Origin of the sequence: Deinococcus aquaticus (genome assembly GCF_028622095.1) — a bacterium.
GTDB classification, from domain to species: domain Bacteria; phylum Deinococcota; class Deinococci; order Deinococcales; family Deinococcaceae; genus Deinococcus; species Deinococcus aquaticus.
In genome coordinates this window covers 102951-126931 of sequence record NZ_CP115165.1, presented here as the reverse complement: position 1 = coordinate 126931, position 23981 = coordinate 102951, and the positions used below count along the sequence as shown (strand labels likewise).

Sequence of the window (23981 nt, the reverse complement as noted above, 5' to 3'; positions counted from 1 at the left end):
CCCCTCAGGAGGTCGCATGAAGATACAGAAAGCTGCCGTTATCGGCGCGGGCGTGATGGGTGCCGCCATCGCCGCGCAACTCGCCAACGCCGGGATTCCCGTGATGCTGCTGGACATCGTCCTGCCGGACAACCCCGACCGGAACTTCCTGGCCAAGGCCGGCATCCAGCGCGCCCTCAAGGCCCGCCCCGCCGCCTTCATGGACCCCGCCCGCGCCGCCCTGATCACGCCCGGCAACCTCGAAGACAACCTCAAGAACCTCAAGGACGCTGACTGGATCCTTGAGGCGATCATCGAGAAACTCGACGCCAAACGCAGCCTGTGGGAACGCGTGGAGAAGGTCGCCAAGAAAACCGCGATCATCAGCAGCAACTCCAGCGGCATCCCCATGCACCTCCAGATCGAGGGCCGCAGCGAGGACTTCCAGCGCCGCTTCGTGGGCGCGCACTTCTTCAACCCGCCCCGCTACCTGCACCTGCTGGAAGTCATCCCCACCCCCAAGACCGACCCGAAGGTCACCGAGACCTTCAGCGCCTTTGCACAGACCACCCTCGGCAAGGGCGTCGTCGTCGCGAACGACGTGCCGGGCTTCGTCGCCAACCGCATCGGCGTGTACGGCATCGTCCGCGCCATGGACCACATGGTCAAGGCCGGCCTGACCCCCGCGCAGGTCGACCAGCTGACCGGCCCCGCGCTGGGCCGCGCCAGCAGCGCCACCTTCCGCACCGCCGACCTCTCGGGCCTGGACATCATCTACCACGTCGCCAGCGACCTCGGTAAGGCCACCCCCGACGACGAGGACTTCACCCTCACGCCCGCCTTCCGCACCCTGGTCGAAGAGAAGAAGATGCTGGGCGACAAGACCGGCAGCGGCTTCTACAAGAAAACAAAGGGCGCAGACGGCAAGACGAAAATCCTGAACCTGAACCTCGATACCTTCGAGTACGAGGACCAGGGCCGCGTCAAGGTCGCCGCCGTGGACGCCGTCAAGGGCCAGCCCCTCGCCGCCCGCGTGAAAGCCCTGTACGCCGCCGAAGGCCAGGAAGGCGACTTCCTGCGCGGCGTCATGAACGACGGCTTCTGGTACGCCGCCAAGATGGCCGGCAACGTCAGCAACCGCCTCCAGGACATCGACAACGCCCTCAAATGGGGCTTCGGCTGGGAACAGGGTCCCTTCGAGACCATGGACACCCTGGGCGTGCAGACCGTCATCGCCAACCTGGAAGCCGAGGGCCGCACCCTGCCCCCCCTGCTGGCCGCCATGAAAGAGTCTGGCCGGGACGCCTTCTACGCGGGCGACGAGACCGTCACCCCCGAAGGCCAGCCCACCAAATACGAGGCGCCGTACTTCATCCTCACCGACCTGAAAAAAGACGCCACGAAGGTCATCAAGAAACGCGCCGGAGCCAGCGTCATCGACCTCGGCGACGGCGTGCTGCTGGCCGAATGGCACGCCAAGATGAACGCCCTCGGTGAAGACCAGCTGCGCACCGTGCAGGACGCCCACAAGCTCGTGCAGGACATGGGCTACGCCGGCCTCGTGATCGGCAACCAGGGCGAGAACTTCAGCGCCGGAGCGAACCTTCCGCTGATCCTCGCGCAGGCCCAGGCTGAAGAATGGGACGAACTGGACGACATGATCAAACAGTTCCAGCAGGTCACCACCTCGCTGCGCTTCAGCCCCCACCCCACCGTCGCCGCGCCCTTCGGCCTGACCCTCGGCGGCGGCGCGGAATTCACGCTGCACGCCGACCACGTCGTCGCCAGCGCCGAACTGTACATGGGCCTCGTCGAAGTCGGCGTGGGCCTCATCCCCGGCGGCGGCGGCACCAAGGAAATGCTGCTGCGCTTCACCGACATGCAGCAGCCCGGCCAGCAACTCGGCGCTACCCTGCTGCCCGCCGTGCAACGCGCCTTCGAACTCATCGGCACCGCCAAGGTCTCCACCAGCGCCCTCGAAGCCCGCAAGCTCGGGTTCCTGCGCGACACCGACACCGTCGCCATGAACAAGAACCACATCCTGGGTGACGCCAAACGCCAGGTGCTCGCCCTGGCCCCCGGCTACGTGCAACCCACCCCCCGCCAGGACATCCCCACCATGGGCGACGCCGCCATCGGCGCCATCAAGAGCGCCCTGTACGGCATGCACGAAGGCGGCTACGTCACCGACTACGACCTCGTCGTCAGCGGCGAACTCGCCCGCGTCCTCGGCGGCGGCACCGGCAACAACCGCACCGCCAAAGTCAGCGAAGGGCACCTCCTCGACCTCGAACGCGAAGCCTTCCTCACCCTCCTCGGCAAGAAAGGCACCCAGCAACGCATCGAGCACATGCTCAAAACCGGCAAACCGCTCAGGAACTGAGCGAAGGCGGATAGCAGATGGCAGAAGGCAGAAGGCAAAACTCAGCTCTCAGCGCGGCGGGATTCTTCCCGTTCGAGGACCTTGAGGTCTACCACCTCTCGGTGGAGTTCGCTGCGAGCATCTACGTCCTGACCCGCCATCTGCCTGCCGAGGAACGGTTCGGGCTGACCAACCAGATCCGGCGTGCCGCCACGTCCATCACGCTCAACATCGCTGAAGGACGCGGCCGGGGAACGGACCGGGATTTCGCCCGGTTCCTGACCCAGGCACGCGGCTCGCTCTACGAGGCCATCAGCGGCCTCCACCTGTCCACCCGACTGGAATTCATCGCTGCGACGGACACCACCCAGCTCAACGAGCAGGGACGCGTGCTTGCCGCCAAACTCACGGCCCTGATCAATAAGCTGGGAACCACATGAGCCATCTGCCATCTGCCATCCGCCATCCGCGCCGCACACTCCGCCCACGGCATCTCGGCTGGGCCGCCCTGGCTTACGCCGGGGTGGTGCTGGCGGGTGCGTTCCTGGGTGCGGAGATCACGTTGCGCAGCAAGACGCGCCGCGTGAAGGGCGTGATCGTGCCGGTGGGTCGGCGGGGGAACAGCGTGTTCCTGCCGGCCAGTGCCGAGACGCTCTCGCGCGGGCCGATCGGGATCGTGCCACTCCTGCCGAACAAGGGGCACGCGGTGCTGGGCGAGCGGAAGGTCGTGGGGACGCTGGTGCGCCGCGAGGTGACGGGCGAGCGTGGCGTGCTGCCGAACGGGGCGCTCGCGTGGGCCAGTACATTCGTGTACAACGGCACGCCCGCGCAACTGGGCGTGGCGTTCGAGCACACGGCCGTTCACACGCCGCTGGGCGACATGCCCGCGTGGCACATTCCGCCCAGTGGGGACGTGCCGGGCCGCGTGGACACGCTGGTGATCGTCATTCACGGGCACGGCGGGCAGCGCGCCCAGGCGTTGCGGATGCTCCCGGCGCTTCAGCGCACCGGGTCCGCCAGCCTGTTCGTCACGTTCCGCAACGCCCACGGCGCTCCGGCCTCCCCGCAGGGATACCTGACGCTGGGCGACCAGGAAGCCGAGGACGTGCTGGCCGCGCTGCACTGGGCGCAGGACGCCGGGTACAAACGCGCCGTGCTGTACGGGTTCTCGATGGGCGGCAACATCGCCCTGAGCGTCCTGCGCCGCAGGCACCGTCCGTACCCGCTGCCGATCCTGGGCGTCATGCTGGACTGCCCCGCGCTGGACTGGCGGGACACCATCCACTCGCAGGGCGTCCGCGTGGGCATCCCGGCGTTCATGGCGCGGCACGTGGCGCGCTTCGTCGAACGGATCGTCACGCGCCGCAGCGGTCAGGACTTCGACACTGTCGACCAGATCGCCGCCGCGCCCACCTTCGACGTGCCCATGATCCTGTGGCACGGCACCCGCGACCGCACCATCCCCATCGGGCAGGCCGACCGTCTGGCCGCCGCCCGCCCCGACCTCATCGAATACCACCGCGTGGAAGGCGGCAAGCACATCCGCGTGTGGAACATCGACCCCGAACAGTACGACGCCCAGCTCGAAACCTTCATCGCCCGCGTGGTGCCGGAGGTGGAAGCGTGAGTATGTTCGTAGCCGTTCAGGTCATTTCCATTGAGTGGGGCAAGGCGGCCAGAGGAGGAGAGATGGCCACTCGGCGCGTTCAGGCGATAGGTCGCTTTGAGCGTTCGTTGCCTTTCCCCAAGCCGAAGACTGTTGCCATGATTCAACGTGTGGGGCTCTCAGATTGGGATGGATTTGAGAAGGCAGCTGAGCGCGTTTCTGAATACGAATCGTTAAATTCAGCCAATCCGCCGGAGCTGTACTTCGATCTTGACCATCGGGGACTTCAGGTCCAGGCTCACTCACCCCACCCGTCTGGAATGGAAAAGCCTACTCTTCTGACTCTCAATGAAACAGTCAGGTTTGAATGGAATGGGCGGATTGTATACGAGGAAACCTGGAGATACAGCCAGACCAGAGTCAATGTCGCGCTAACGGAGCGGCCTGTGCAAGCCAACTTGTTTCAAAAGCCACCCACTTACGAAATTTCAAACCTCTCTCAGCTCTACTAAGGAGTAACCCTAATGCGTGACGCTGTTATTGTTTCTGCTGTTCGGACGCCCGTTGGGCGTGGTATCAAAGGCACCCTGGCGAACACCCGCCCCGACGATCTGGCGGCGCTGGTGCTGAACGAGGCCGTGAAGCGTGCCGGAATCGACGCGGCGCTGGTCGAGGACGTGTACTTCGGGTGCGCGATTCCGGAGGCCGAGCAGGGCCTGAACATCGCGCGTCTGGCGGCGCTGCGTGCGGGCCTGCCGGACAGCGTGGGTGGTGTGACCATCAACCGCTTCTGCTCCAGCGGCCTTCAGACGATTGCCATGGCGGCGGCCGCCATTCAGACCGGTCAGGCGGACGTGATGCTGGCGGGCGGCGTGGAGAGCATGAGTATGCTGCCCATGAGCGGCCATAACCCCAGCCCGAACCTGGACCTCGTGGACAGCCGTCCCGGCGCGTACATCGGCATGGGCATGACGGCCGAGAATGTCGCCGCGAAGTACGGCATCAGTCGTGAGGATCAGGATGCGTTCGCGTTCCGCAGCCACCAGCGGGCGGCGGCGGCGCAGGACGCCGGGAAGTTCGACGCCGAGATCGTGCCTGTGCCGGTGCGCGTGGACAAGGTCAAGGGCACGAAGGTGAAGTCCGAGACCATTAACTTCGACAAGGATGAACTGATCCGCCGGGACGCGAACCTCGCAGACATGGCGAAGGTCCGCCCAGCGTTCAAGGCAACCGGTTCGGTCAGTGCGGCGAACAGCAGCCCGTTCAGTGACGGCGCGGCCGCCGTGCTGATCATGAGTGCCGAGAAGGCGCAGGAGCTGGGTCTGAAACCCCTGGCGAAGTTCGTGGGCTTCGCGGTGGCGGGCGTGGACCCGGAACTGATGGGCATCGGGCCCGTGAAGGCCATTCCCAAGGTGCTGGCGCAGACGGGCCTGACCCTGGCCGACATTGACCTGATCGAACTGAACGAGGCGTTCGCGGCGCAGTCCCTGGCGGTCGCGCGTGAACTGGGCCTGAACCAGGAGATCATGAACGTGAACGGCGGCGCCATCGCGCTGGGGCATCCGCTGGGCTGTAGCGGCGCGAAACTCGCCACGACCGCCATCTATGAACTGGGTCGCCGGGGCGGCGGGAAGGCCCTGATCACCATGTGCATCGGCGGCGGCATGGGCGCGGCCGGCGTGCTGGAAGTGTACGGGCAGGAGCAGGCCGCCGACTGATCGGCCTACCAGAGCGGGTGGGGGAGGAGCCTGTGTGGCCTCTGTCCCACCCGCTCTGTTGCGTGGGGCCTTGCCGGGACCTTTAGGGTTGCCGCGTTCCGGGGGCGGGCACGCTATGCTGTGAGACAACGAAGTCGCGTCCGTGCGGCTGGGAACGGCCCCCATAGGTCGCCCTGGTGGAGACAGTTCAATTCGAACTGTCTCCATTGCTATTTGTTCGTTGCTGTTCACCCGCCTGACGCCCGGCGTTCAGCGTGCTGGCACAGCCGTGTGCCCCGAATGAAAGTCCCTGTTTCCGTGGAGGTAATCGATGTTGAATGTGACCCGTGTAGTTCCGCTGCTGGCCCTGGTGTCCGGGAGTGCCCTGGCGGCCAGTTCGTCCGGTACGGCCAATCTTCTGTTCAGTCTGTTCTGGGTGGTGCTGGCCGCGTCCGTGTTCGGTATGATCGCCTCGAAACTGGGCGTGCCGGCCGTGGTGGGGCAGGTGCTGGCCGGCATCCTGATCGGCCCGAGTCTGCTGAATCTGGCCCGCCCGGACGAGTTCCTGCTGAGCCTCGCGGAACTGGGCGCGGTGTTCCTGCTGTTCATGGTGGGTCTCGAAACCCGTTTCCGGGACCTGCTGGCCGTGGGGAAGGAGGCGCTGCTGGTGGCGGTGCTGGGCATCGTGATTCCGCTGGCGCTGGGCTTCGGCTTCGGGTTGTTCCAGGGGCAGGGGAACGTGAGCGCCCTGTTCGTGGGGACGGCGCTGGTGGCCACGTCGGTAGGCATCACCGCCAAGGTCTTGCAGGAGATGGGCGTGCTGGACGCCCGTTTCGCGCAGGTGATCCTGGGCGCGGCCGTCATCGACGACATTCTGGGCCTGACTCTGCTGGCCGTCGTGAGCGGCCTGGGTGCGGGTGAGAGCATGGGCGCGGCGCAGGTCGCGTTGATCCTGGGCCTCAGCGTGGGCTTCGTGGCGCTGGTCCTCGCGGTCGGCATTCCCCTGATTCACCGCTTCCAGCCCCGGTTGCAGAACCTCAGTCTGGCGCGCATGTTCAACGTGGCCATCGTGGTGGGCCTGGGCGTGGCCGCCCTGAGTACCGTGGCGGGCCTCGCGCCGATTATCGGGGCGTTCCTGGCGGGCATGGTGCTGGCCGAGGTGAAGGACGAAGTGGAATTCGAGTCGAAAGTGCACGCGCTGGAGGCGTTCCTGGCCCCGATCTTCTTCGTGGTCGTCGGATTGCAACTGGACCTGAGCGTGCTGGGCACGCCGACCGTGATCGTCGCGGGTCTGATCCTGACCGTGCTGGCCGTGATCGGCAAGGTCGTGGGTGGCCTGCTGGGCGCGCGCAGCATGGGCGGGCAGCAGGCGCTGCTGGTCGGCGTGGGCATGGTCCCGCGCGGCGAGGTCGGCCTGATCGTCGCCAGCCTGGGCCTGGGTGCCGGGATCATCAATGGGAACGTGTACGCCGAGGTGCTGCTGATGGTGCTGCTCACGACCGTCCTGGCCCCGCTGGCCCTGCGTGTCCTGGCCCGCCGGGCTGGACCGGAAGCCATCGCCGCGAAAGCCTGAGCGCAGCCTGGCCGGGACGCGCGGGGTGCGGCCTGTGCGGTACGCTGGGGGGATGCAGGACGCCGCTCCCCCCCCCCGTTCCCGCCTGAGACTGCGGGTCTCTCCGGCCGCCGAAACGCACATCCGCGCCGGGCACCCCTGGGTGTACGAATCGAGCCTGCGGGACCAGAACCGCGAGGGCGACGCCGGGGAACTCGCCGTGATCTACGACCGCCGCGACCGTTTCCTGGCGATCGGTCTGTTCGACCCGGACAGTCCCCTCCGTGTGCGGGTGCTGCACCACGGCCCGCCCGCCACGCTGGATGACGGGTGGTGGGCGGCCCGCCTGGACGCCGCCCTGCTGCGCCGCGCCCCGCTGTTCGGCCCGGACACCGACGGGTACCGCGCCGTGAACGGCGAGTCGGACGGCTGGCCCGGACTGGTCGTGGACCGCTACGCGGACACGCTGGTGCTCAAGCTGTACACCGCCGCGTGGTTCCCGCACCTGGAACGCGTGCTGGACCTGCTCGAAGCCCGCTTTCCCGGCAGTGGGGTCGTGCTGCGCCTGAGCCGCAACATTCAGGTGCGCGCCGCCGCCGCCGGCCTGCACGACGGTCAGGTGCTGGCGGGCGCCGTCCCGGACGGCCCGGTCGTGTTCCATGAGACCGGACTGGCCTTCGAGGCGGACGTGCTGCGCGGCCAGAAGACCGGGTTCTTCCTGGATCAGCGGGAGAATCGCCGCCGGGTCGAGCGGTACGCCCGTGACCGCCGCGTCCTGAATGCCTTCTCGTTCAGCGGGGGTTTCAGCCTGTACGCCGCGCGGGGCGGCGCGGCCGACGTGGTCAGCCTGGACCTCAGCGCCCACGCCCTGCGCAGCGCGCAGCGCAACTACGCCCTGAACCCGAAACTCACCGCGCCGCACGAGACGGTGCAGGCCGACGTGTTCGAGTGGCTGACCGAAACGCGCCGCGAGTTCGATCTGGTGATCCTTGACCCGCCGTCACTGGCGCGGCGTGAAGCGGAACGTACGGGCGCGATCCGTGCGTACGGCAAACTGGCCTCCGACGGCATCCGCCGCCTCGCGCAGGGCGGGATTCTGGTCAGCGCGTCGTGCTCCGCGCACGTCAGCGCCGACGAGTTCTGGGCGGCCGTGCGCGAGGCCGCCGACCGCAGCGGCCGCACCTGGAAGGAACTGCACACCAGCCAGCACGCCCCGGACCACCACGCGACCTTCGCGGAGGCGCAGTACCTCAAGGCGATCTTCATTCAGCTCGACTGAGACGGACTCCGGTGGAAAGGTTTGCAAAACCTTTCCACCCGAGCGGAGCGAGCAGGAGAGAAACGGGTTCCGGGCGTGGAGTTGGCAATCCGGCGTTCTTCCGGGTTGTCAACGAAACAGACGGAATCCGTATGAGACGGACTCCAATTGAATGGTTTGCCAGAACCGTTCAATCCGGGCGGGTGCGGGCGGCAGCAGAGGGCGGGCCGTGATGAATTTCCCACGGCCCGCCCTCTTTCTGAACGTGCCTTACAGCAGTTTCTGCACGGCGCCGAATGCCCAGGTGCCGACCAGGGCGGCGGCCAGCACGATCAGCATCGGGAGCAGGCTGCTGCCCAGCAGCGCGAAGATCGGCCCGGGGCACACGCCTGCCAGTCCCCAGCCCAGTCCGAAGATCAGGCCGCCCAGCACGTACCTGCTGGTGGGTCCGGTCTTGGCGGGCACGTGGATGGCGTCGCCGTTCAGGGCGCGCCGTCCGGTGCGGCGCAGCAGCGTGGTGGTGATCACTCCGGTCAGGACGGCGCTGCCCATCAGGCCGTACATGTGAATGGACTGAAAGCGGAACATCTCCTGAATGCGGTACCAGCTGGCCGCCTCGGATTTGATCAGCAGCACGCCGAACAGCAGCCCGGTGATCAGGAACGGCCACTGCCGCAGCAGCAGGTGCGCGGTGGAGGCGGGGGCGGAACTGCTGGTGGCAGAGGGCGTGGTGCTGATCATCATTTCACCTCAGGAACAGGGGCAGCAGCAGGTTGGCGCTGAGAATGCCACCCGCGAAGAAGGACGCCGTGGCGATCAGGCTGGGCAGCTGAAGGGTGCTGAGGCCCGTGATGGCGTGCCCGCTGGTGCAGCCCCCGGCGTAGCGGGTGCCGAACCCCACCAGCAGGCCGGACAGGATCAGCAGTCCCCACGTGCCGGGGCGGCTCAGGTCGGTCAGTTCGGCGGGCAGCAGGCCGGGTTGCACGGTCACGCCCAGCGCGCCGAGGCTCTGCACGGCCGCGCCGGACAGCTGCGCGGCCTGCGGGTCACGCATCAGCGTGGCGGCCACTAGGCCCCCCAGGATCAGGCCGGCGGCGAACATCAGGTTCCAGCTCTGCGCGCGCCAGTCGTGACGGAACAGCGAGGGCTTGAGGGAGTCGGGCAGCAGGATGGCGCAGGCGTGGCGCAGGTTCGAGGAGATCCCGAAGGCGCGGTTGCCCAGCAGCAGCAGCAGCGGCACGGTCAGGCCGATCAGGGGGCCGCTCACGTACCACGGCCAGGGTTCCTGAAGCAGGCGCAGCAGCTCAGGCACGCGCGGTCTCCTGCGCCGCGTGCGCGGCCATGCACTGCGCGAAGGCGTCTTTCAGGGCGTTGCCGGCCTGCTCGTGAATGGTCAGTTTGATCTTCACGACCATCTTCGGGACCAGCGCGCCCAGTTCGGTCAGGTCGCGGCAGGCCGAGAGTTTCGCGGCGTGCGGCGCGGCCCGGCCGCCCAGGTGCTCGGTCAGGACGCCCTGAAGGTACGTGGTGATGTCCGGCAGGGTGTGCGGAAGCGCGGGTTCCGGGGCGGTCGGCGCCGGGGCCGTCACCGGGGTGGGCAGGGCGTCGTCTGGCAGGGCATTCAGGGCCGCCTGAGCTTCCCGCATCAGCTGTTCCTGCAGCTGCGCGGGCAGGGGGGCGGCAGCCTCGGCGGGCGCGGCCGCGGGGGCCAGCAGGTTCAGCTGCTGCAGGTCTTTCAGGGCGCTCTGCAACTCGTTGAGCGGCAGGCGGGTCAGCGCGGCGACCTCCTCCAGGGCGCGGCGGCCGTTGCACATCATGTAGACCCGCAGCTGTTCCCGCGTCAACTGAAGGCCGTCCGGGCGGGGAAGTCGCTCGTAAATCATCATCAGTCCAGGGTTCCCAGCACGTCACGCACGAGGTTCAGCACCAGAATCACGAACACCGCGCCCAGCAGCAGGATCACGGACAGGATCGTCAGCGAGCTGTCGGCGGGACGGCCGAACACCAGGGCGCCCACTACCAGGTAACTCAGGGCAAATACAGCGATCATGGCAAGCAGCTGCGTGAGGCGCGTGCCGATCAGCCCGCCGGACGCTCTTGATTTCAGCTGGTACCCGAAGAAAGTGCTGTAGGCCATGATGAGAAAACCGGCGGCGATGAGTGCGATGGTCATGTGAGGTGCTCCTTGAACGAACGGAAGAGGGCGGAAAAAGACAGTGGGCGACCGTGACCGCCCGGCAGGGGAGGCTGATGAGCACGGCACCCGAAGTGGTGCCTACCTGAGTGCTTCGATCTCAAAGTATGAAAAATCTCTCTTACGGCGTTATGACACGCCACCCCCACTGAGGACGCACCCAGCGGGGGTTTTTAAGACTCCGGGGGGGAATCTCCCCCCGAACCGGCCGCCCAGTAAGCCGCCCCATACCCGGCCCAGCTTCTGACTCCGCGTGCCGTGACCTGGGCGTACCATGCGGGCGTGCCGGACCTGCCTGTGCCCCCGCGCAAGATCATTCACGTGGACATGGACGCCTTCTACGCCTCGGTCGAGCAGCGCGACCACCCGGCCCTGCGCGGCGTTCCCCTGGCCGTCGCGTGGGGCGGGCGGCGTTCGGTGGTCCTGACCGCCAGTTACGAGGCCCGCCCGTTCGGCGTGCGCAGCGCCATGCCGCTGTACCGCGCGCTGGAACGCTGCCCGGACCTCAGGGTGGTCGAACCGCGCTTCGAGGCGTACCGGGAGGTCAGCGCGCAGATCCGCGCGGTCTTCCACGCGTTCACGCCGCTCGTCGAGCCGCTCTCGCTGGACGAGGCGTACCTGGATGTCACCGCGCCCCTTCAGGGCGGCCCCAGTGCCACCCGCATCGCGCAGGCCATCCGCGCCGGGATCCGCGCGCAGACCGGCCTGAGCGCCACGGCCGGAGTCAGCGTGAACAAGTTCCTGGCGAAACTCGCCAGCGGCCTGAACAAACCCGACGGCCTGACTGTCATCCTCCCGGGCGCGGTGGATGACCTGCTCGCGCCGCTCCCGGTGGCGGACTTTCACGGGATCGGCCCGGCCACCGCCGCGAAACTCGCGGGCATGGGGATTCATACCGGCGCGGACCTGCGCGCCGCTGCGCCCGAGTCCCTCATCGCCCGTTTCGGCGCGCACGGCGCGTACTTCTCACGCATCGCGCGCGGCCTCGACGACCGCCCGGTGCAGCCGGACCGACCGCACAAGAGCGTCGGGACCGAGGAGACCTACGGGCACGACCTGCGTGGCCTGGAAGCCGTCACGGCCCGCCTGCCAGTTCTCGCGCAGGGGGTCGAGCGCCGCCTCGAACGGGCGGGTCTCGCGGCGCGCACCGTTATCCTGAAACTGAAATTCGAGGACCGCAGCGTCTTGACCCGGCGCATCACGCTGCCGGAACCGGTCAGCGCCGCCCCGGACCTGACCCGCGCCGCCACCCGCCTCCTGACCCCGGACCTGCTGATGGGCCGCAGCGTCAGACTGGCCGGAATCACGGCTGCCAGCCTCGTTCCCGCCGGGCAGCGGCCCGCGCAACCGCTGCTGCTGGGAGGCTAGCGCGCAGCGGCGAGGGGGTAGAGTCGGGCGGTGAACGCACCGATCCGCGCCGTGATTCTGGACCTGGACGACACCCTCTTCGACGACTCGGCCTGCACGCACGCGGGCCTGCGCGCCGTGGCGCACGCGCACAGCCTGAGCGTGGACCCGGCCGACCTGTTCGCGCGGCACGCGGCGCACATCCGCGCCATCGACCCGCTGCTGTTCAGCGGTCAGCTGAGTGCCCACGGCGCGCGGGTGCGGCGCTTCGCGGGCCTGCTGACCGAACTGGGCGCTGCCCACCCGGACGGCGAGGCCGCCACCCTCACGTACCGCGCCGCGTACCGCAAGCACTGGCAACTGCTGCCCGGCGCGCCGGAAGTGCTACGCGACCTGCGGGCCGCCGGACTGCGGCTGGCCGTCCTGACCAACTATGTGCGTGAGGTGCAGGGCCAGAAACTCGCGCACTTCGGGCTGGACGCACTGGTGGACGCCGTGCTGTGCGTGGAGGACGTGCCCGCCGCCAAGCCTGACTCCCGCGCGTACCACGCCGCCTGCGCCGCGCTGAACGTCACGCCCGCGCAGGCCGTGATGGTCGGGGACTCCTGGCAGAAGGACGTGCAGGGCGCCCTGGCTGCCGGACTGCGGGCCGTGTGGGTCAGCCGGGCCGGGCTGCCTGCCCAGGACGCCGGTGTGCCGGTCGTGTCCCGTCTGGTGGACCTGCCCGCCGCGCTGGGCCTCGTACCTGCCTGACAGCAGGCGGGGCGGGGGACGGAACACGATGCCCGTTCCGCCCCTCGCCCCGCCCGGCTTCAGCCCTGAACGGTGGCGCGCGCCTCGGCGCCCTCACCGGCCAGGTGCAGCCAGGTGCCCAGCACGCTGTCGGGGTTCAGGCTGACCGAGTCGATGCCCTGCTCCATCAGCCAGCGGGCGAGGTCCGGGTGGTCGCTGGGGCCCTGCCCGCAGATGCCCACGTACTTGCCCGCGCGTTTGGCGGCGGCGATGGCCTGCGCCATCAGGGTCAGGACCGCCTCGTTCTGCTCGTCGAACAGGTCGGCGACCAGACCCGAGTCGCGGTCCAGGGCCAGGGTCAGCTGCGTCAGGTCGTTGCTGCCGATGGAGAAGCCGTCGAAGTGCTCCAGGAACTGGTCGGCCAGGATGGCGTTGCTGGGAATCTCGCACATCATGATGATCTTCAGGCCCCCATCTCCATCAACAGCACTGTCGCCGCGTTTCAGGCCGTTTCGGCCCAGGATCTCGATGATCTGCGCGGCCTCGCCGACGGTGCGCACGAAGGGAATCATGACCTGCACGTTCGTCAGGCCCATGTCGTCACGGACCTCGCGGATGGCCTCGCACTCCAGCGCGAATGAGGCCGCAAAGTCCGGCGAGCGGTAGCGGCTGGCACCCCGGAAGCCGATCATGGGGTTCTCCTCGTGCGGTTCGTAGGCGGCCCCGCCGATCAGGTGCGCGTACTCGTTGCTCTTGAAGTCGCTCAGGCGCACGATCACGGGTTTCGGCGCGAACGCGGCGGCGATGGAGGAGACCCCCTCGGCCAGTTTCTCGCGGAAGAAGTCGCGCGGCGTGGCGTACCCGGCGGTCTTCTCGTCAATCTGGGCGCGCACGTCCTCCGGCACGTTGGGGTAGTCCAGCAGGGCGCGTGGGTGAATGCCGATCACGTTCGAGCAGATGAACTCCACGCGGGCCAGTCCCACGCCCTCGTTCGGCAGGGCCGCGAAACTGAAGGCCCGGTCGGGACTGGCGACGTTCATCATGATCTTCATGCCGACCTCGGGCATGTTCCCCAGTTCCACGCGGTTCACGCGGAACGGCACCTGCCCGGCGTACACGAAGCCCGTGTCGCCCTCGGCGCAGGACACCGTGACTGTCTGCCCGCTGCGCAGTTCGCGGGTGGCGTTCCCGCTGCCCACCACGGCCGGAATGCCCAGTTCGCGCGCGATGATCGCGGCGTGGCAGGTGCGTCCGCCCCGGTTGGTCACGATGGCACTGGCGCGTTTCATGACGGGTTCCCAGTCGGGGTCGGTCATGTCAGCCACGAGCACGTCGCCGTCCTGCACCTGACTCATCTGCGCGAGGTCCGTCACGACCCGCACCACGCCGGTCCCGATGCGGTTTCCGACGGCGCGGCCCTCGACGAGCACGTCGCCCCGGCCGGTTAGTTCGAAGCGTTCCATGATCTGCCCGGCGCGGCTCTGCACGGTCTCCGGGCGCGCCTGAAGGATGTAGATCAGGCCGTCACGGCCGTCTTTGCCCCACTCGATGTCCATGGGACGGCCGTAGTGCTCCTCGATGGTCACGCACTGCCGCGCCAGTTCGGTCAGGTCGGCGTCCGACAGCGAGAAGGCACGCTGCTCGGCGGGGGGCACGTCCACGGTCTGCACGCCGCCTTCCGGGGCGTACTCCATGCGTTTCGCCTTGCTGCCCAGCGTGCGGCGCAGGATGGCCTTCTTCCCGCCTTGCAGGGCGGGTTTGTACACGAAGAACTCGTCCGGGTTGATGGCGCCCTGCACGACCAGTTCACCCAGCCCGTACGCGCTGGTGACCAGCACGGCGTCGCGGTAGCCGCTCTCGGTGTCCAGCGTGAACGCCACGCCCGACGCGCCCAGGTCGGTGCGGACCATGCGCTGCACGCCGGCCGACAGGGCCACGTCCGCGTGCGAGAAGCCCTGGTGCACGCGGTAACTGATGGCGCGGTCGTTGTACAGGCTGGCGAACACCAGCCGCACGTGGTGCAGCACGCTCTCGATGCCGCGCACGTTCAGGAAGGTCTCCTGCTGCCCGGCGAAACTCGCTTCCGGCAGGTCCTCGGCGGTGGCGCTGGACCGCACGGCCACGTCCGGGTCGGTCACGCCGGACTCGGCGGCCAGCGCGGCGTACCCGTCGCGGATGGCCTGTTCCAGCGTGGCAGGCAGCGCGGCGGCCTCCACCTGCGTGCGGATCTCACGGCCCGCCTGGGCCAGCGCCACCACGTCGTTCACGTCCAGTGCGCCCAGGCGGGCGTTGATGCTCTCCTCGATGCGGTTCTCGGTCAGGAACAGCCGGAAGGCGTCGGCGGTCGTGGCGAACCCGCCGGGCACGCGCACGCCGGCCCCCGCGAGGCCCTGAATCATCTCGCCGATGGAGGCGTTCTTGCCGCCCACGATCTCCACGTCGGTCATCCTTAGTGTATGGAGCACACGAATCATATCCATTGATTTTCTCCGATGTAGATGGGTTCCAGAAGACTGGAAGCGGGCGAATTAGTGTTGCCTTACCCCGCCAGCTTACCCGAGGGCAGCGCGGCGCCCCGCCACTTGTCCAGTGACACGGGCCGCCTGTCTGGGCAGCCGCCCCCACCCACCCCCATACGAACTGCCGTCTGTTTTGTTAACGACCCGGAAACATCGCCGGGTCATCAACCCCACGCCCGGAACCCGCCCCGCTCCTCCCCGCTCTGCTTCGCAGCTCTCCGAGTCCGCCCGGGTTGAACGGTTTGTAAAAACCATTCAACTGGAATCCACCCCCACGTGTCACCCTGAATGCATGACCCAGGCAGACGCCGCGCCCGGCCCCCCACCCCACCCCCGCACCGTCGTCATCGTCAGCGACCACACCGGCCTGACCGCCGAGAACATCGCCCGCGCGCTCCTGGCGCACTTTCCCGGCCAGTCCCTGCGCTACCTGCGCCGCCCGTTCACGGCCGACCTCAGCGCCGCGCAGGCCGTCACCCGCGAGGTCCGCGCCCTCGCCGAGCGCGGCGAACACCCGCTGGTGTTCACGACCGTCACCCGCGCCGAGGTCCTGACCGAACTCCAGACCTGTCCCGCGCAGGTGTTCGACCTGCTCGGCCCCGGCCTGAGCGCCCTGGAACAGGAATTCCAGCAGAGCGCCACCCGCACCGTGGGCCGCCACCACGACATGCACGACACCGACGCCTACCTGTCCCGCATGGACGCCCTGGACTTCGCGCTCGCCACCGACGACGGCGTGGGCGACAAGCAGTACGGCCTGTCCGACGTGATCCTGGTGGGCGTCTCCCGCGCCGGCAAGACCCCCACCAGCCTCTTCCTGGCCCTGCAGCACGGCGTGCGCGCCAGCAATTACCCGCTGGCGGAGGACGACTTCGACCGCAGCGGCCTGCCCATTCCCGTGGAGGCGCACCGCCACAAACTGCACGGCCTGACCATCGACCCGCGCCGCCTGCACGCCATCCGCACGCAGCGCAAGGCCGGCAGCCGCTACGCCAGCCTCGAACAGTGCGAACACGAGGTCCGCCGCGCCGAACGCATGTTCCAGCGCGCCGGAATTCCCGTGCGTGACACCACCAGCGCCAGCGTCGAGGAAATCGCCGCCGGGATCCTGAACACCCTGCGCCGGGGAGAACGGCCGGCGTGACCGCCGATCTGCTGGGCGTCCTGCTCGACTCGTGGGACCGCAACAACCGCGTCCTCGTGAACCTGCTGGGTGCCCTGCCGTCCGGCGGTCTGGAGGCTCGCGCGCTGCCCGGTCATCCCACGGTCGCCCAGATGCTGACCCACATGGCGGCCGTGCGCCTGAGCCTCGTCCAGGAGAACGCCCCGGAGGCCGCCCGCCCCGTGCCCGAACGGGAGTGGGCGCCGGAAACCGACCCGGACGTCATCGCGCGGAACCTGAACGGCAGCGGCGCTGCCGTCCGGGAGGCCGTGCGCGGCCGGACCGGGAGTGGCCGGATGCACGACGACCGCTACGACCACCCCCTGCTGCTCATACGGACTCCGATTGAATGGCTTGCAAAGCCGTTCAATCCGAGCGGACGCGAGGAGGAGCAGAACGGACTTCGGGAGTGGAGTTGGCAACTCGGTGCCCTTCTGAGTTGTTAACGAAACGGACGGAGTCCGTATCATTCAGCACCTGATCTGGCACGAGGGCTACCACCACGGGCAGATCAAGCTGGCGCTACAGGCAGCTGGACTGCCGCTGGCCGACGAGGTGGCGGGCCCACTCACGTGGGGCGTGTGGATGCGCCGCAGGGACGGGAGCAGCGGCGGCAACTGATCCCCGCGCCCCTGCCCCCGTGTCGTTTCAGCGCCGCGTGCGGTAGCGGCGGATCAGGGTATTCGTGGAGCTGTCGTGCTTCAGCTCGGGTTCGGAATCGGCGTGCAGTTCCGGCACGATCTTCCCGGCCAGCACCTTGCCGAGTTCCACGCCCCACTGGTCGAAGGAGTTGATGTCCCACACGGCGCCCTGCACGAAGACCTTGTGTTCGTACAGGGCGATCAGCGCGCCCAGCGTGTGCGGGGTGAGGCGGTCGGCGAGGATGGTGTTGGTGGGGCGGTTCCCGTCGAACACGCGGTGCGGGGCCAGGTCAGGCTGCACGCCCTCGGCCAGCACGGCGGCCAGCGATTTCCCGAAGGCGAGCGCCTCGGTCTGCGCGAACACGTTCGCCATCAGCAGGTCGTGGTGCGGCGCGCCGTCACCCAGCGGCAGCGGGTTCAGGGTCTGGCAGAAGCCGATGAAGTCCGCCGGGATCAGCTTGGTGCCCTGGTGGATCAGCTGGTAGAAGGCGTGCTGGCCGTTCGTGCCGGGCTGACCCCAGATGACCGCGCCGGTCTGGTAGTCCACCTCCTGCCCGCCCAGCGTGACGTGCTTGCCGTTGCTTTCCATATCAAGCTGTTGCAGGTAAGCCGGGAAGTACGCGAGGTACTGGTCGTACGGCAGCACCGCGTGGCTCTGCGCGTCATGGAAGTTGTTGTAGAGGATACCCAGCAGGCCCAGCAGCACCGGAAGGTTCTTCTCCAGCGGCGCGGTGCGGAAGTGCTCGTCCATGGCGTGGAAGCCGGCCAGCATCTCGCGGAAACCGTCCGGGCCGACGGCAAGCATCAGGCTCAGGCCGATGGCGCTGTCCATGGAGTAACGCCCGCCCACCCAGTCCCAGAAGCCGAACATGTTCGCGGTGTCGATCCCGAACTTCTGCACGGCGTCCGCGTTCGTGGACACGGCCACGAAGTGCCGCGCGACCGCCGCGTCGTCACCCAGCGCCGCGAGCAGCCACGCGCGCGCACTCTGCGCGTTCGCCATGGTCTCCTGCGTGGTGAAGGTCTTGGAACTCACGATCACCAGCGTCTCGGCCGGGTCGAGCCCCTGGGTCTTCTCGACCAGATCCGTACCGTCCACGTTCGACACGAACCGCAGCGTCAGGTCCCGCTGCGCGTAGTGTTTCAGCGCCTCGGCAGCCATGACTGGCCCCAGGTCGCTGCCGCCGATGCCGATGTTCACGATGTTCTTCAGGGGCCGCCCGGTGTGCCCCAGCCACGTTCCGGCGCGCACCTGATCAGCGAAGGCCGCCATCCGGTCAAGGACCTCATGAACGTCGGGTACGACGTTACGGCCGTCCACCATCACAGTCGCGCCTGCCGGGGCACGCAGGGCGGTGTGCAGCACGGCGCGCCCCTCGGTCACGTTGATCTTTTCGCCGGCGAACATGGCGTCGCGACGGGCTTCCACGCCGGTCTCGCGGGCCAGGGCCAGCAGCAGGCTCATGGTCTCGTCGGTCACGCGGTTCTTGCTGTAATCCAGGTACAGCCCGGCCCCCTCGGCGCTCAGGCGCTCGCCGCGCTGCGGGTCGGCGGTGAACAGGTCGCGCAGGTGCAGGTCACGGGTGGCGTCGGCGTGCGCGGCCAGAGCGCGGTAACTGCTCAGGCCCGTCAGGGACGCGGTGGCGGGGGCGTTCGTGGATGAGGTCTGTTCTGGTGCCATGTGGTATTCCTCCCGGAGTCGCGGCGGCCACTTGAGCGGCCCGCGCTCCTCAACGCCTGCGAGCATACCCCCGCCCCCGCCCAGCGCGGTACGCCTGTCCATGCGCCGTTCTTCATGCCCCGCCCGGCCGGGAAGGCCGACGGAAGGCGCGGGACCGGACCTTCCGGCCGGCCGTCACGCGGCTTTCACCTGACCTGACGCTCAATACGGCCGAAAGTCAGAGAATTGTGCGAACCTTCTCACTACGCTGTGGTTATGACCAGGAAGGCGAGGGACGCGAACGATTCAAGCTGGAGTCAGTGGGGGACACCCTACCTGCGGGACCTGCGTGACGAGTCCCGCATTCAGGCGCCCCCGGCCGGCCCCACGGCCGAAGCGCCGGCGCCGTCCATCTCTCCCGAGGCACTCCGGCGTGCCCTGCTGGCCGAGGAGCAGCGTCAGGTCTTCGCGCTGCTCAACCGCCTGAGACGCGCACGCCAGGACTGAACCCGCAACACGCACAGCAGAGCGCCCCGGTCGTTGGTGACCGGGGCGCTCTGCTGTCAGCGTGTTCTCATACGGATTCCGTCTGTTTCGTTAACAACCCGGAACGACACCGGGTTGTCAACTCCACGCCCGGAACCCGTTTCGCTCCCACTCGCGTCCGCTCGGATCGAATGGTTTTTGCAAACCATTCAATCGGAGTCCATATCAGGCCAGCTTCAACCGGAGTCCGGATCAGAGAGCGTCGCGCTCACCGTGCGCCGGGTCGCGCAGGCTGATGCCGGGAGCCAGCGCGCCGTGCATCAGCAGGCTGAACCGGTCCTGCCAGTCACGCAGCACCTCCCGCTGATCACGGTGCCCGCCGTGCAGCAGCGCCAGAATGAACGCGTCGACCAGCAGCACGCTCAGCATGTTGATGTTCGCCTCGGGGCGCAGGCGACCCTGGTTCTGCATGGCCAGCAGCACGGGTTCCACCATGGCCGCCAGGGTCAGCGCGGTGCGCATGCCGTCACCGGGCATGCCGGGTGCACGCTGCGGCGCGGGTTTCGTCTCGAGGGGCGACGCGCCCAGAACCGCCTGACCGACCGCGCCCACCAGATGCCGGTAGCGCACGCCCAGGTCCGCCATGCGGGCCGTGACCTTGTCCCAGACCTGCTGCGGGTTCGCCCCGGCCCGCAGGCGCTCGGTGGCGTCGTCGCGGCTGGCCTGCACGGCCTTCTCGAAGTGCGCCAGCAGCATGTGAATCTTGCTGGGGTAGTAACGGTACAGGTTGGTGCGGCTCACGAACGCCGCCTGGGCGATGTCCTGCGCGCTGATGGCGTCCAGGCCACTGCGCGCGAACAACTCGAAGGCCGCGCGGGCAATGCGCTCGCGCCGGGCGTCATCCTGTTCCTGGCGGTCTACCTTCACGCCCCCAGAATACAGCGCGCCGGGACCTGTCAACTGTACCGGGCCTTCATCTGAACGGGGCGCACCCGGCCGGTGAACACCCGCAGAGCTGAGCGGGCGAAAGTACGTGTGGCACACGGCGAGCCTGTCACAGCGGGGTGAGGACCACCCGTGTGTTCTCCGTCCCGGAGCATACCCCGAAAGCAGGGGCGGGCGCTGTGAGCTGTTCGCCTGACAGCACCCTGACCTTGGGCCTATTGTGACGGTACCGGAGCCGATCCCACCCTCCGGGAAAAGGAAGAGGTGAAAGCCGTGCACATCTACAAGCTGTCAGGCCGGAACGTTGAAGTCACCGATCCCATGCGTGAGTACGTGCAGGAGAAACTCACGCGGCTGGACCGTTACAGCGATCAGATCACCGATGCCCGCGTGACCCTGACCGTCCGTGACGTGCGGGACTCTGGACGTCGAAACCGCGTCGAGGTTCAGCTGAACGTGCCCAGCGGCATCATCCGCGCCGAGGAACACCACGCGGATATGTACGCCGCCATCGACAAGGCCAGCGACGTCCTCGAACGGCAGCTGCGGAAATTCAAGACCCGCTACCTGAAAAGCCGTCATGACCTGACCCCCCAGCCCGAGCCCGGCCCGGCCGAAGCCGCCGTGAACGCCGGACTGGACGACGTGACCGAATTCAGCCCCGAGATCGTCCGCATGAAACGCTTCGACATGCGCCCCATGAGCCCCGAGGACGCCGTGGCGCAGATGGAAGCGCTGGGACACGACTTCTACGTGTTCATGCACATGCAGACCAACACCTGCGGCGTCGTGTACCGCCGCAAGGACGGGCACTACGGACTGATCGAACCCAGCGTGTAACCCCTGAGCCCTGCCCGGTGGTCGACGCGCAGACCCAGAGACAGGCTTAGCTACAGACCCATGAAGGCCCCGGTGTTCCTGACGCCGGGGCCGTCGCCTGTCTGGGTGGACCCGGCTGGCTACAGGACCGGCCCCCCGCCACACCACCCACCGCCCGCGCATGATACGGACCGCCGTCTGTTTCGTTAACAACCCGGAACCACACCGGGTTGCCAACTCCACGCCCGGAATCCTCTTTACTCCTACTCGCGTCCGCTCGGATTGAACGGCTTTGCAAGCCATTCGATCGGAGTCCGTATGAGAGTGCGTTGAAGATCCCCTCATTTGTCCCGCCGGGTGCGGCGGTCAATCTGGTACGCTGCGGCGTTGTGATCGCCCACGTGATCAATCCAGGAACCAGCGGCGTCAAGCTCGCGTGCGCGCGCATTGACCCCAGCGACAATCCGGCGCTTCCCGGACAGCTTCGCCTGACCCTCACCCGCGCCGAACTGCCCCTCAGCGGCCCGCCCACCGCCGGGCAGGTGCCCGCTATCACGCAGGCCATCCTGGACCTGACCGCCGACTGGCCCGCCCCGGACGCCTTCGTCGGACGCGGCGGCCTGATCGGCAAGGTCGCGACCGGCACCTACCGCGTCACGCGGGAACTCTCCGAGTACGTCGCGCAGGGCGAACGTGGCCATTACCCGCCCAACCTGGGCGGCCCGCTGGCCCTCGCTGCCGCCCAGGTGCGCGGCGTGCCGGCCTTCATCGTGGACCCCCAGAGCGCCGATGAGCTGCTGCCCGAAGCGCGCGTGACCGGCCTGCGCGGCATTCACCGCACCGCGGAATTTCACGCACTGAACGCCCGCGCCGTCGCCCGCCGCGCCGCACACGAGGTCGGCAAACGCTTCCAGGACGCCCGCATCGTCGTGGCGCACCTGGGGGCCACTACCAGCGTCACTGCGTTCGACCGGGGCCGCGCCATCGACACCACCGGCACCGGACCCGACGGCGGCCCAATGGGCGCCATGCAGAGCGGCCCCGTTCCGCCCCGCGCGCTGCTGGCCCTGGCCCACACGCTCGGCAACAGCGCCGCCCTGACCCGCCTGAGCAGCGAGGGCGGATTCCTGGCCCTGACCGGCAGCAAGGACCTGCGCGACCTCGAAACCCGCCTGCTGTCCGAAACGGACGTGCAGACGGTCGCCGCCGCGTTCGTTCATCAGGTCTGCAAGGCCCTGGGCGAGCAGACCGGCGCGCTCAGCGCCCGCCCGGACGCGCTGGTCATCACGGGTGGTATTGCTCGCTGGGACGAACTCGTGGACCGCATCGAGCGGCGCGTCGCGTGGATTGCCCCGGTGCTCGTCATTCCCGGCGAACTGGAACTCGAAGCGCTGGCCGAGGGCGCCGGCCGCGTCCTGCTGGGCCTCGAACAGGCCCGCGAGTGGACCCCCCCCGCCCCCGACGCCTCCTGACATGCCCCGACGCCGCGCCCCCCGCACCGCCCCCGACCCCATCCGCGCCACCAGCATGTGGCGTGTCGATCAGGTCTTCCTCGCCCGGCACGGCGTGCGAGTGGAAGTCACTTGCTCTCTCGTCAACGACCAGGGCGGCCTGCGTAACCTCAGCGTCACCGCGCCCACCGACGACCCGCACGCTGCCGTCCGCCACGCTGCCCGCTTCATCGCCGGGAGAGGCAACGTCAGCAGCGCCCGGCAGGCCCGCGTCCGCTGGACCCGTGAACAGGCCACCACGGAACAGGACGCCCTGATCCGCGACCGCGCTCTTGAGGACGAATTCCTCGACGCATTCGAGGAAACCCTCGCCGCCGTGCGCGACCAGCAACGCTGAGAGGGTGGGAGGCAGTGGGTTGTGGGGAGTGGGCGGGGCGGCCGTGGTCGCCCGGGCCGCGCATACGTTCCTGACCAGCACCCGTCACCGTTCGTGTCTGGCGTGACTGCTACACTCCGTCCCGATGAGTGTTTCTGCCGCTTCCGTCCCGTCCGTTCCGCGTTCCGTTCGTGTTCTGGGAATCGATACGTCATGTGACGATACCGGCGTCGGCATCGTCGAACTGCTGCCGGACGGGCGCGTGAACCTCCTGGCGAACCGCGTGTGGTCGCAGACGGTGCACGCCCGCTACGGTGGGGTCATGCCGGAACTCGCGAGCCGTGAGCACGTGGAACGCATCGACGAGGTCATGGGCGACGCGCTGCGCGAGGCGGGCCTGACCGTGAGCGACATTGACGCGGTGGCCGCCACGTCCGGCCCCGGACTGGTCGGTGCGCTGCTGGTCGGCCTGATGTACGGCAAGGGGCTGGCGCAGGCACTGAACGTCCCGTTCCACGCGGCGCACCACCTGGAGGGGCATATCTTCGCGGCGGCCAGCGAGGGCGACCTGCGCGCCCCGTTCCTGGCACTGGTGGTCAGCGGCGGGCACACGCACCTGTTCGACGTGCCGCGCGACGGCGAGTACGTGCTGGTCGGCGCGACCATGGACGACGCGGCGGGCGAGGCCTTCGACAAGATCGCCCGGCTGGCCGGGCTGGGCTACCCGGGCGGCCCGGCCATCAGCGAGGCCGCCACGCGCGGCAACCCGGACGCCGTGCCGTTCAAGGAGCCGTTGCAGGGGCAGAAGACCTTCAACTTCAGTTTCAGCGGCCTGAAGACGGCGGCGCTGCTCGCCCACCGGGGCGGCGCGACCCCCGAGGACCTCGCCGCCAGTTTCCAGCAGGCGGCCGTGAAGGTCCTCGTGAAGACCACGTCCCGCGCCGCGCACGCCCAGGGCCGGGGCACCGTCGTGGTCTCCGGCGGCGTCGCCGCGAACAGCGCCCTGCGCGAAGCGTTCAACGCAACAGACCTGAACGTCGTGTTCCCCGGCCGGGGCCTGAACACCGACAACGGCGCCATGATCGCCCTGGCCGGGGCCGCCGCCATCCGCGCCGGTCGGCCCGCCAGCCCACTGGACGGCGGCGCCACCGCCTACGCGCCGCTGGCGAACGCGTAACCGGGGAGCAGGAAGTGG

At 68.4% G+C, this 23981-nt stretch carries 23 protein-coding genes; 16 read left to right on the top strand and 7 right to left on the bottom strand.

Features of this window, described 5'->3' with window-relative positions:
- Nucleotides 1-16: 16 nt before the first annotated feature.
- The 7 genes from M8445_RS00635 (at nucleotide 17) to M8445_RS00605 (ending at nucleotide 8475) form a co-directional block, all read left to right on the top strand.
- On the top strand, nucleotides 17-2362 hold the full coding sequence (locus M8445_RS00635) for a 3-hydroxyacyl-CoA dehydrogenase/enoyl-CoA hydratase family protein (protein WP_273988956.1): 2346 nt from the start codon (nucleotides 17-19) through the stop codon (nucleotides 2360-2362).
- 17 nt (nucleotides 2363-2379) lie between these two features.
- Nucleotides 2380-2781, top strand: a complete 402-nt coding sequence (locus M8445_RS00630) for a four helix bundle protein (RefSeq protein ID WP_273988955.1) — start codon at nucleotides 2380-2382, stop codon at nucleotides 2779-2781.
- Complete coding sequence (locus M8445_RS00625) at nucleotides 2778-3968, top strand: alpha/beta hydrolase family protein (RefSeq protein ID WP_273988954.1); 1191 nt, start codon at nucleotides 2778-2780, stop codon at nucleotides 3966-3968. Before M8445_RS00630 ends, M8445_RS00625 begins: the two co-directional genes overlap by 4 nt.
- A 2-nt stretch (nucleotides 3969-3970) precedes the next feature.
- Nucleotides 3971-4459, top strand: coding sequence for a hypothetical protein (locus M8445_RS00620; RefSeq protein ID WP_273988953.1), 489 nt, complete (start codon nucleotides 3971-3973; stop codon nucleotides 4457-4459).
- Nucleotides 4460-4471: 12 nt separating this feature from the next.
- Nucleotides 4472-5665, top strand: a complete 1194-nt coding sequence (locus M8445_RS00615; protein WP_273988951.1) for a thiolase family protein — start codon at nucleotides 4472-4474, stop codon at nucleotides 5663-5665.
- 319 nt (nucleotides 5666-5984) lie between these two features.
- Entirely contained in the window at nucleotides 5985-7217 is a 1233-nt protein-coding gene (locus M8445_RS00610) for a cation:proton antiporter (protein WP_273988949.1), read from the top strand.
- Nucleotides 7218-7269: 52 nt separating this feature from the next.
- Complete coding sequence (locus tag M8445_RS00605) at nucleotides 7270-8475, top strand: 23S rRNA (cytosine(2499)-C(5))-methyltransferase (RefSeq protein WP_273988947.1); 1206 nt, start codon at nucleotides 7270-7272, stop codon at nucleotides 8473-8475.
- A gap of 249 nt (nucleotides 8476-8724) precedes the next feature.
- Here the strand turns inward: M8445_RS00605 and M8445_RS00600 are convergent, their stop codons facing one another.
- The 4 genes from M8445_RS00600 to M8445_RS00585 are packed head-to-tail and all read right to left on the bottom strand — an operon-like array spanning nucleotide 8725 to nucleotide 10627.
- The gene (locus M8445_RS00600; protein ID WP_273988946.1) at nucleotides 8725-9198 is read right to left on the bottom strand and encodes a DUF6691 family protein; all 474 of its coding nucleotides are present in this window, start codon (nucleotides 9196-9198) and stop codon (nucleotides 8725-8727) included.
- Between the two features lies 1 nt (nucleotide 9199).
- The gene (locus M8445_RS00595) at nucleotides 9200-9766 is read right to left on the bottom strand and encodes a YeeE/YedE family protein (protein ID WP_273988945.1); all 567 of its coding nucleotides are present in this window, start codon (nucleotides 9764-9766) and stop codon (nucleotides 9200-9202) included.
- Nucleotides 9759-10340: a hypothetical protein gene (locus M8445_RS00590; RefSeq protein ID WP_273988944.1), complete on the bottom strand. Its 582-nt coding sequence runs from the start codon at nucleotides 10338-10340 to the stop codon at nucleotides 9759-9761. Before M8445_RS00590 ends, M8445_RS00595 begins: the two co-directional genes overlap by 8 nt.
- Nucleotides 10340-10627 (bottom strand): hypothetical protein, encoded by a 288-nt coding sequence (locus M8445_RS00585; protein WP_273988942.1) that lies wholly within the window; start codon nucleotides 10625-10627, stop codon nucleotides 10340-10342. Before M8445_RS00585 ends, M8445_RS00590 begins: the two co-directional genes overlap by 1 nt.
- Before the next feature lie 303 nt (nucleotides 10628-10930).
- Here M8445_RS00585 and dinB point away from each other — a divergent pair, with 303 nt between their 5' ends.
- Nucleotides 10931-12016, top strand: a complete 1086-nt coding sequence (gene dinB / locus M8445_RS00580; RefSeq protein WP_273988941.1) for a DNA polymerase IV — start codon at nucleotides 10931-10933, stop codon at nucleotides 12014-12016.
- A 30-nt stretch (nucleotides 12017-12046) separates the two neighbouring features.
- Nucleotides 12047-12748 carry an HAD family hydrolase gene (locus M8445_RS00575; protein WP_273988940.1) on the top strand — a complete coding sequence of 234 codons (702 nt, stop codon included), beginning with the start codon at nucleotides 12047-12049 and terminating at the stop codon, nucleotides 12746-12748.
- Nucleotides 12749-12807: 59 nt separating this feature from the next.
- On the opposite strand, the gene ppsA is transcribed toward M8445_RS00575, so the two are convergent.
- Nucleotides 12808-15207 (bottom strand): phosphoenolpyruvate synthase, encoded by a 2400-nt coding sequence (ppsA, locus tag M8445_RS00570; protein ID WP_273988939.1) that lies wholly within the window; start codon nucleotides 15205-15207, stop codon nucleotides 12808-12810.
- A 331-nt stretch (nucleotides 15208-15538) separates the two neighbouring features.
- Between ppsA and M8445_RS00565 the strand changes: the two genes are divergently transcribed.
- Entirely contained in the window at nucleotides 15539-16390 is an 852-nt protein-coding gene (locus M8445_RS00565) for a pyruvate, water dikinase regulatory protein (RefSeq protein WP_273988938.1), read from the top strand.
- Nucleotides 16387-16854, top strand: coding sequence for a DinB family protein (locus M8445_RS00560; protein ID WP_273988936.1), 468 nt, complete (start codon nucleotides 16387-16389; stop codon nucleotides 16852-16854). The genes M8445_RS00565 and M8445_RS00560 overlap by 4 nt, the downstream gene beginning before the upstream one ends.
- A gap of 202 nt (nucleotides 16855-17056) precedes the next feature.
- Here M8445_RS00560 and pgi read toward each other — a convergent pair whose 3' ends face one another.
- On the bottom strand, nucleotides 17057-18730 hold the full coding sequence (pgi, locus tag M8445_RS00555) for a glucose-6-phosphate isomerase (protein ID WP_273988934.1): 1674 nt from the start codon (nucleotides 18728-18730) through the stop codon (nucleotides 17057-17059).
- A gap of 255 nt (nucleotides 18731-18985) precedes the next feature.
- On the opposite strand from pgi, the gene M8445_RS00550 reads away from it, so the two are divergent.
- The gene (locus M8445_RS00550) at nucleotides 18986-19216 is read left to right on the top strand and encodes a hypothetical protein (RefSeq protein WP_273988932.1); all 231 of its coding nucleotides are present in this window, start codon (nucleotides 18986-18988) and stop codon (nucleotides 19214-19216) included.
- Between the two features lie 231 nt (nucleotides 19217-19447).
- On the opposite strand, the gene M8445_RS00545 is transcribed toward M8445_RS00550, so the two are convergent.
- Nucleotides 19448-20122, bottom strand: coding sequence for a TetR/AcrR family transcriptional regulator (locus M8445_RS00545; RefSeq protein ID WP_273988930.1), 675 nt, complete (start codon nucleotides 20120-20122; stop codon nucleotides 19448-19450).
- Between the two features lie 291 nt (nucleotides 20123-20413).
- Here M8445_RS00545 and hpf point away from each other — a divergent pair, with 291 nt between their 5' ends.
- The 4 genes from hpf (at nucleotide 20414) to tsaD (ending at nucleotide 23963) form a co-directional block, all read left to right on the top strand.
- Nucleotides 20414-20980, top strand: a complete 567-nt coding sequence (gene hpf / locus M8445_RS00540; RefSeq protein WP_273990948.1) for a ribosome hibernation-promoting factor, HPF/YfiA family — start codon at nucleotides 20414-20416, stop codon at nucleotides 20978-20980.
- Between the two features lie 368 nt (nucleotides 20981-21348).
- Nucleotides 21349-22431, top strand: a complete 1083-nt coding sequence (locus M8445_RS00535; RefSeq protein WP_273988929.1) for a butyrate kinase — start codon at nucleotides 21349-21351, stop codon at nucleotides 22429-22431.
- 1 nt (nucleotide 22432) lies between these two features.
- Nucleotides 22433-22807: a hypothetical protein gene (locus M8445_RS00530; RefSeq protein ID WP_273988928.1), complete on the top strand. Its 375-nt coding sequence runs from the start codon at nucleotides 22433-22435 to the stop codon at nucleotides 22805-22807.
- 124 nt (nucleotides 22808-22931) lie between these two features.
- Nucleotides 22932-23963, top strand: a complete 1032-nt coding sequence (tsaD, locus tag M8445_RS00525) for a tRNA (adenosine(37)-N6)-threonylcarbamoyltransferase complex transferase subunit TsaD (RefSeq protein ID WP_273988926.1) — start codon at nucleotides 22932-22934, stop codon at nucleotides 23961-23963.
- The last annotated feature ends 18 nt before the right edge of the window (nucleotides 23964-23981 follow it).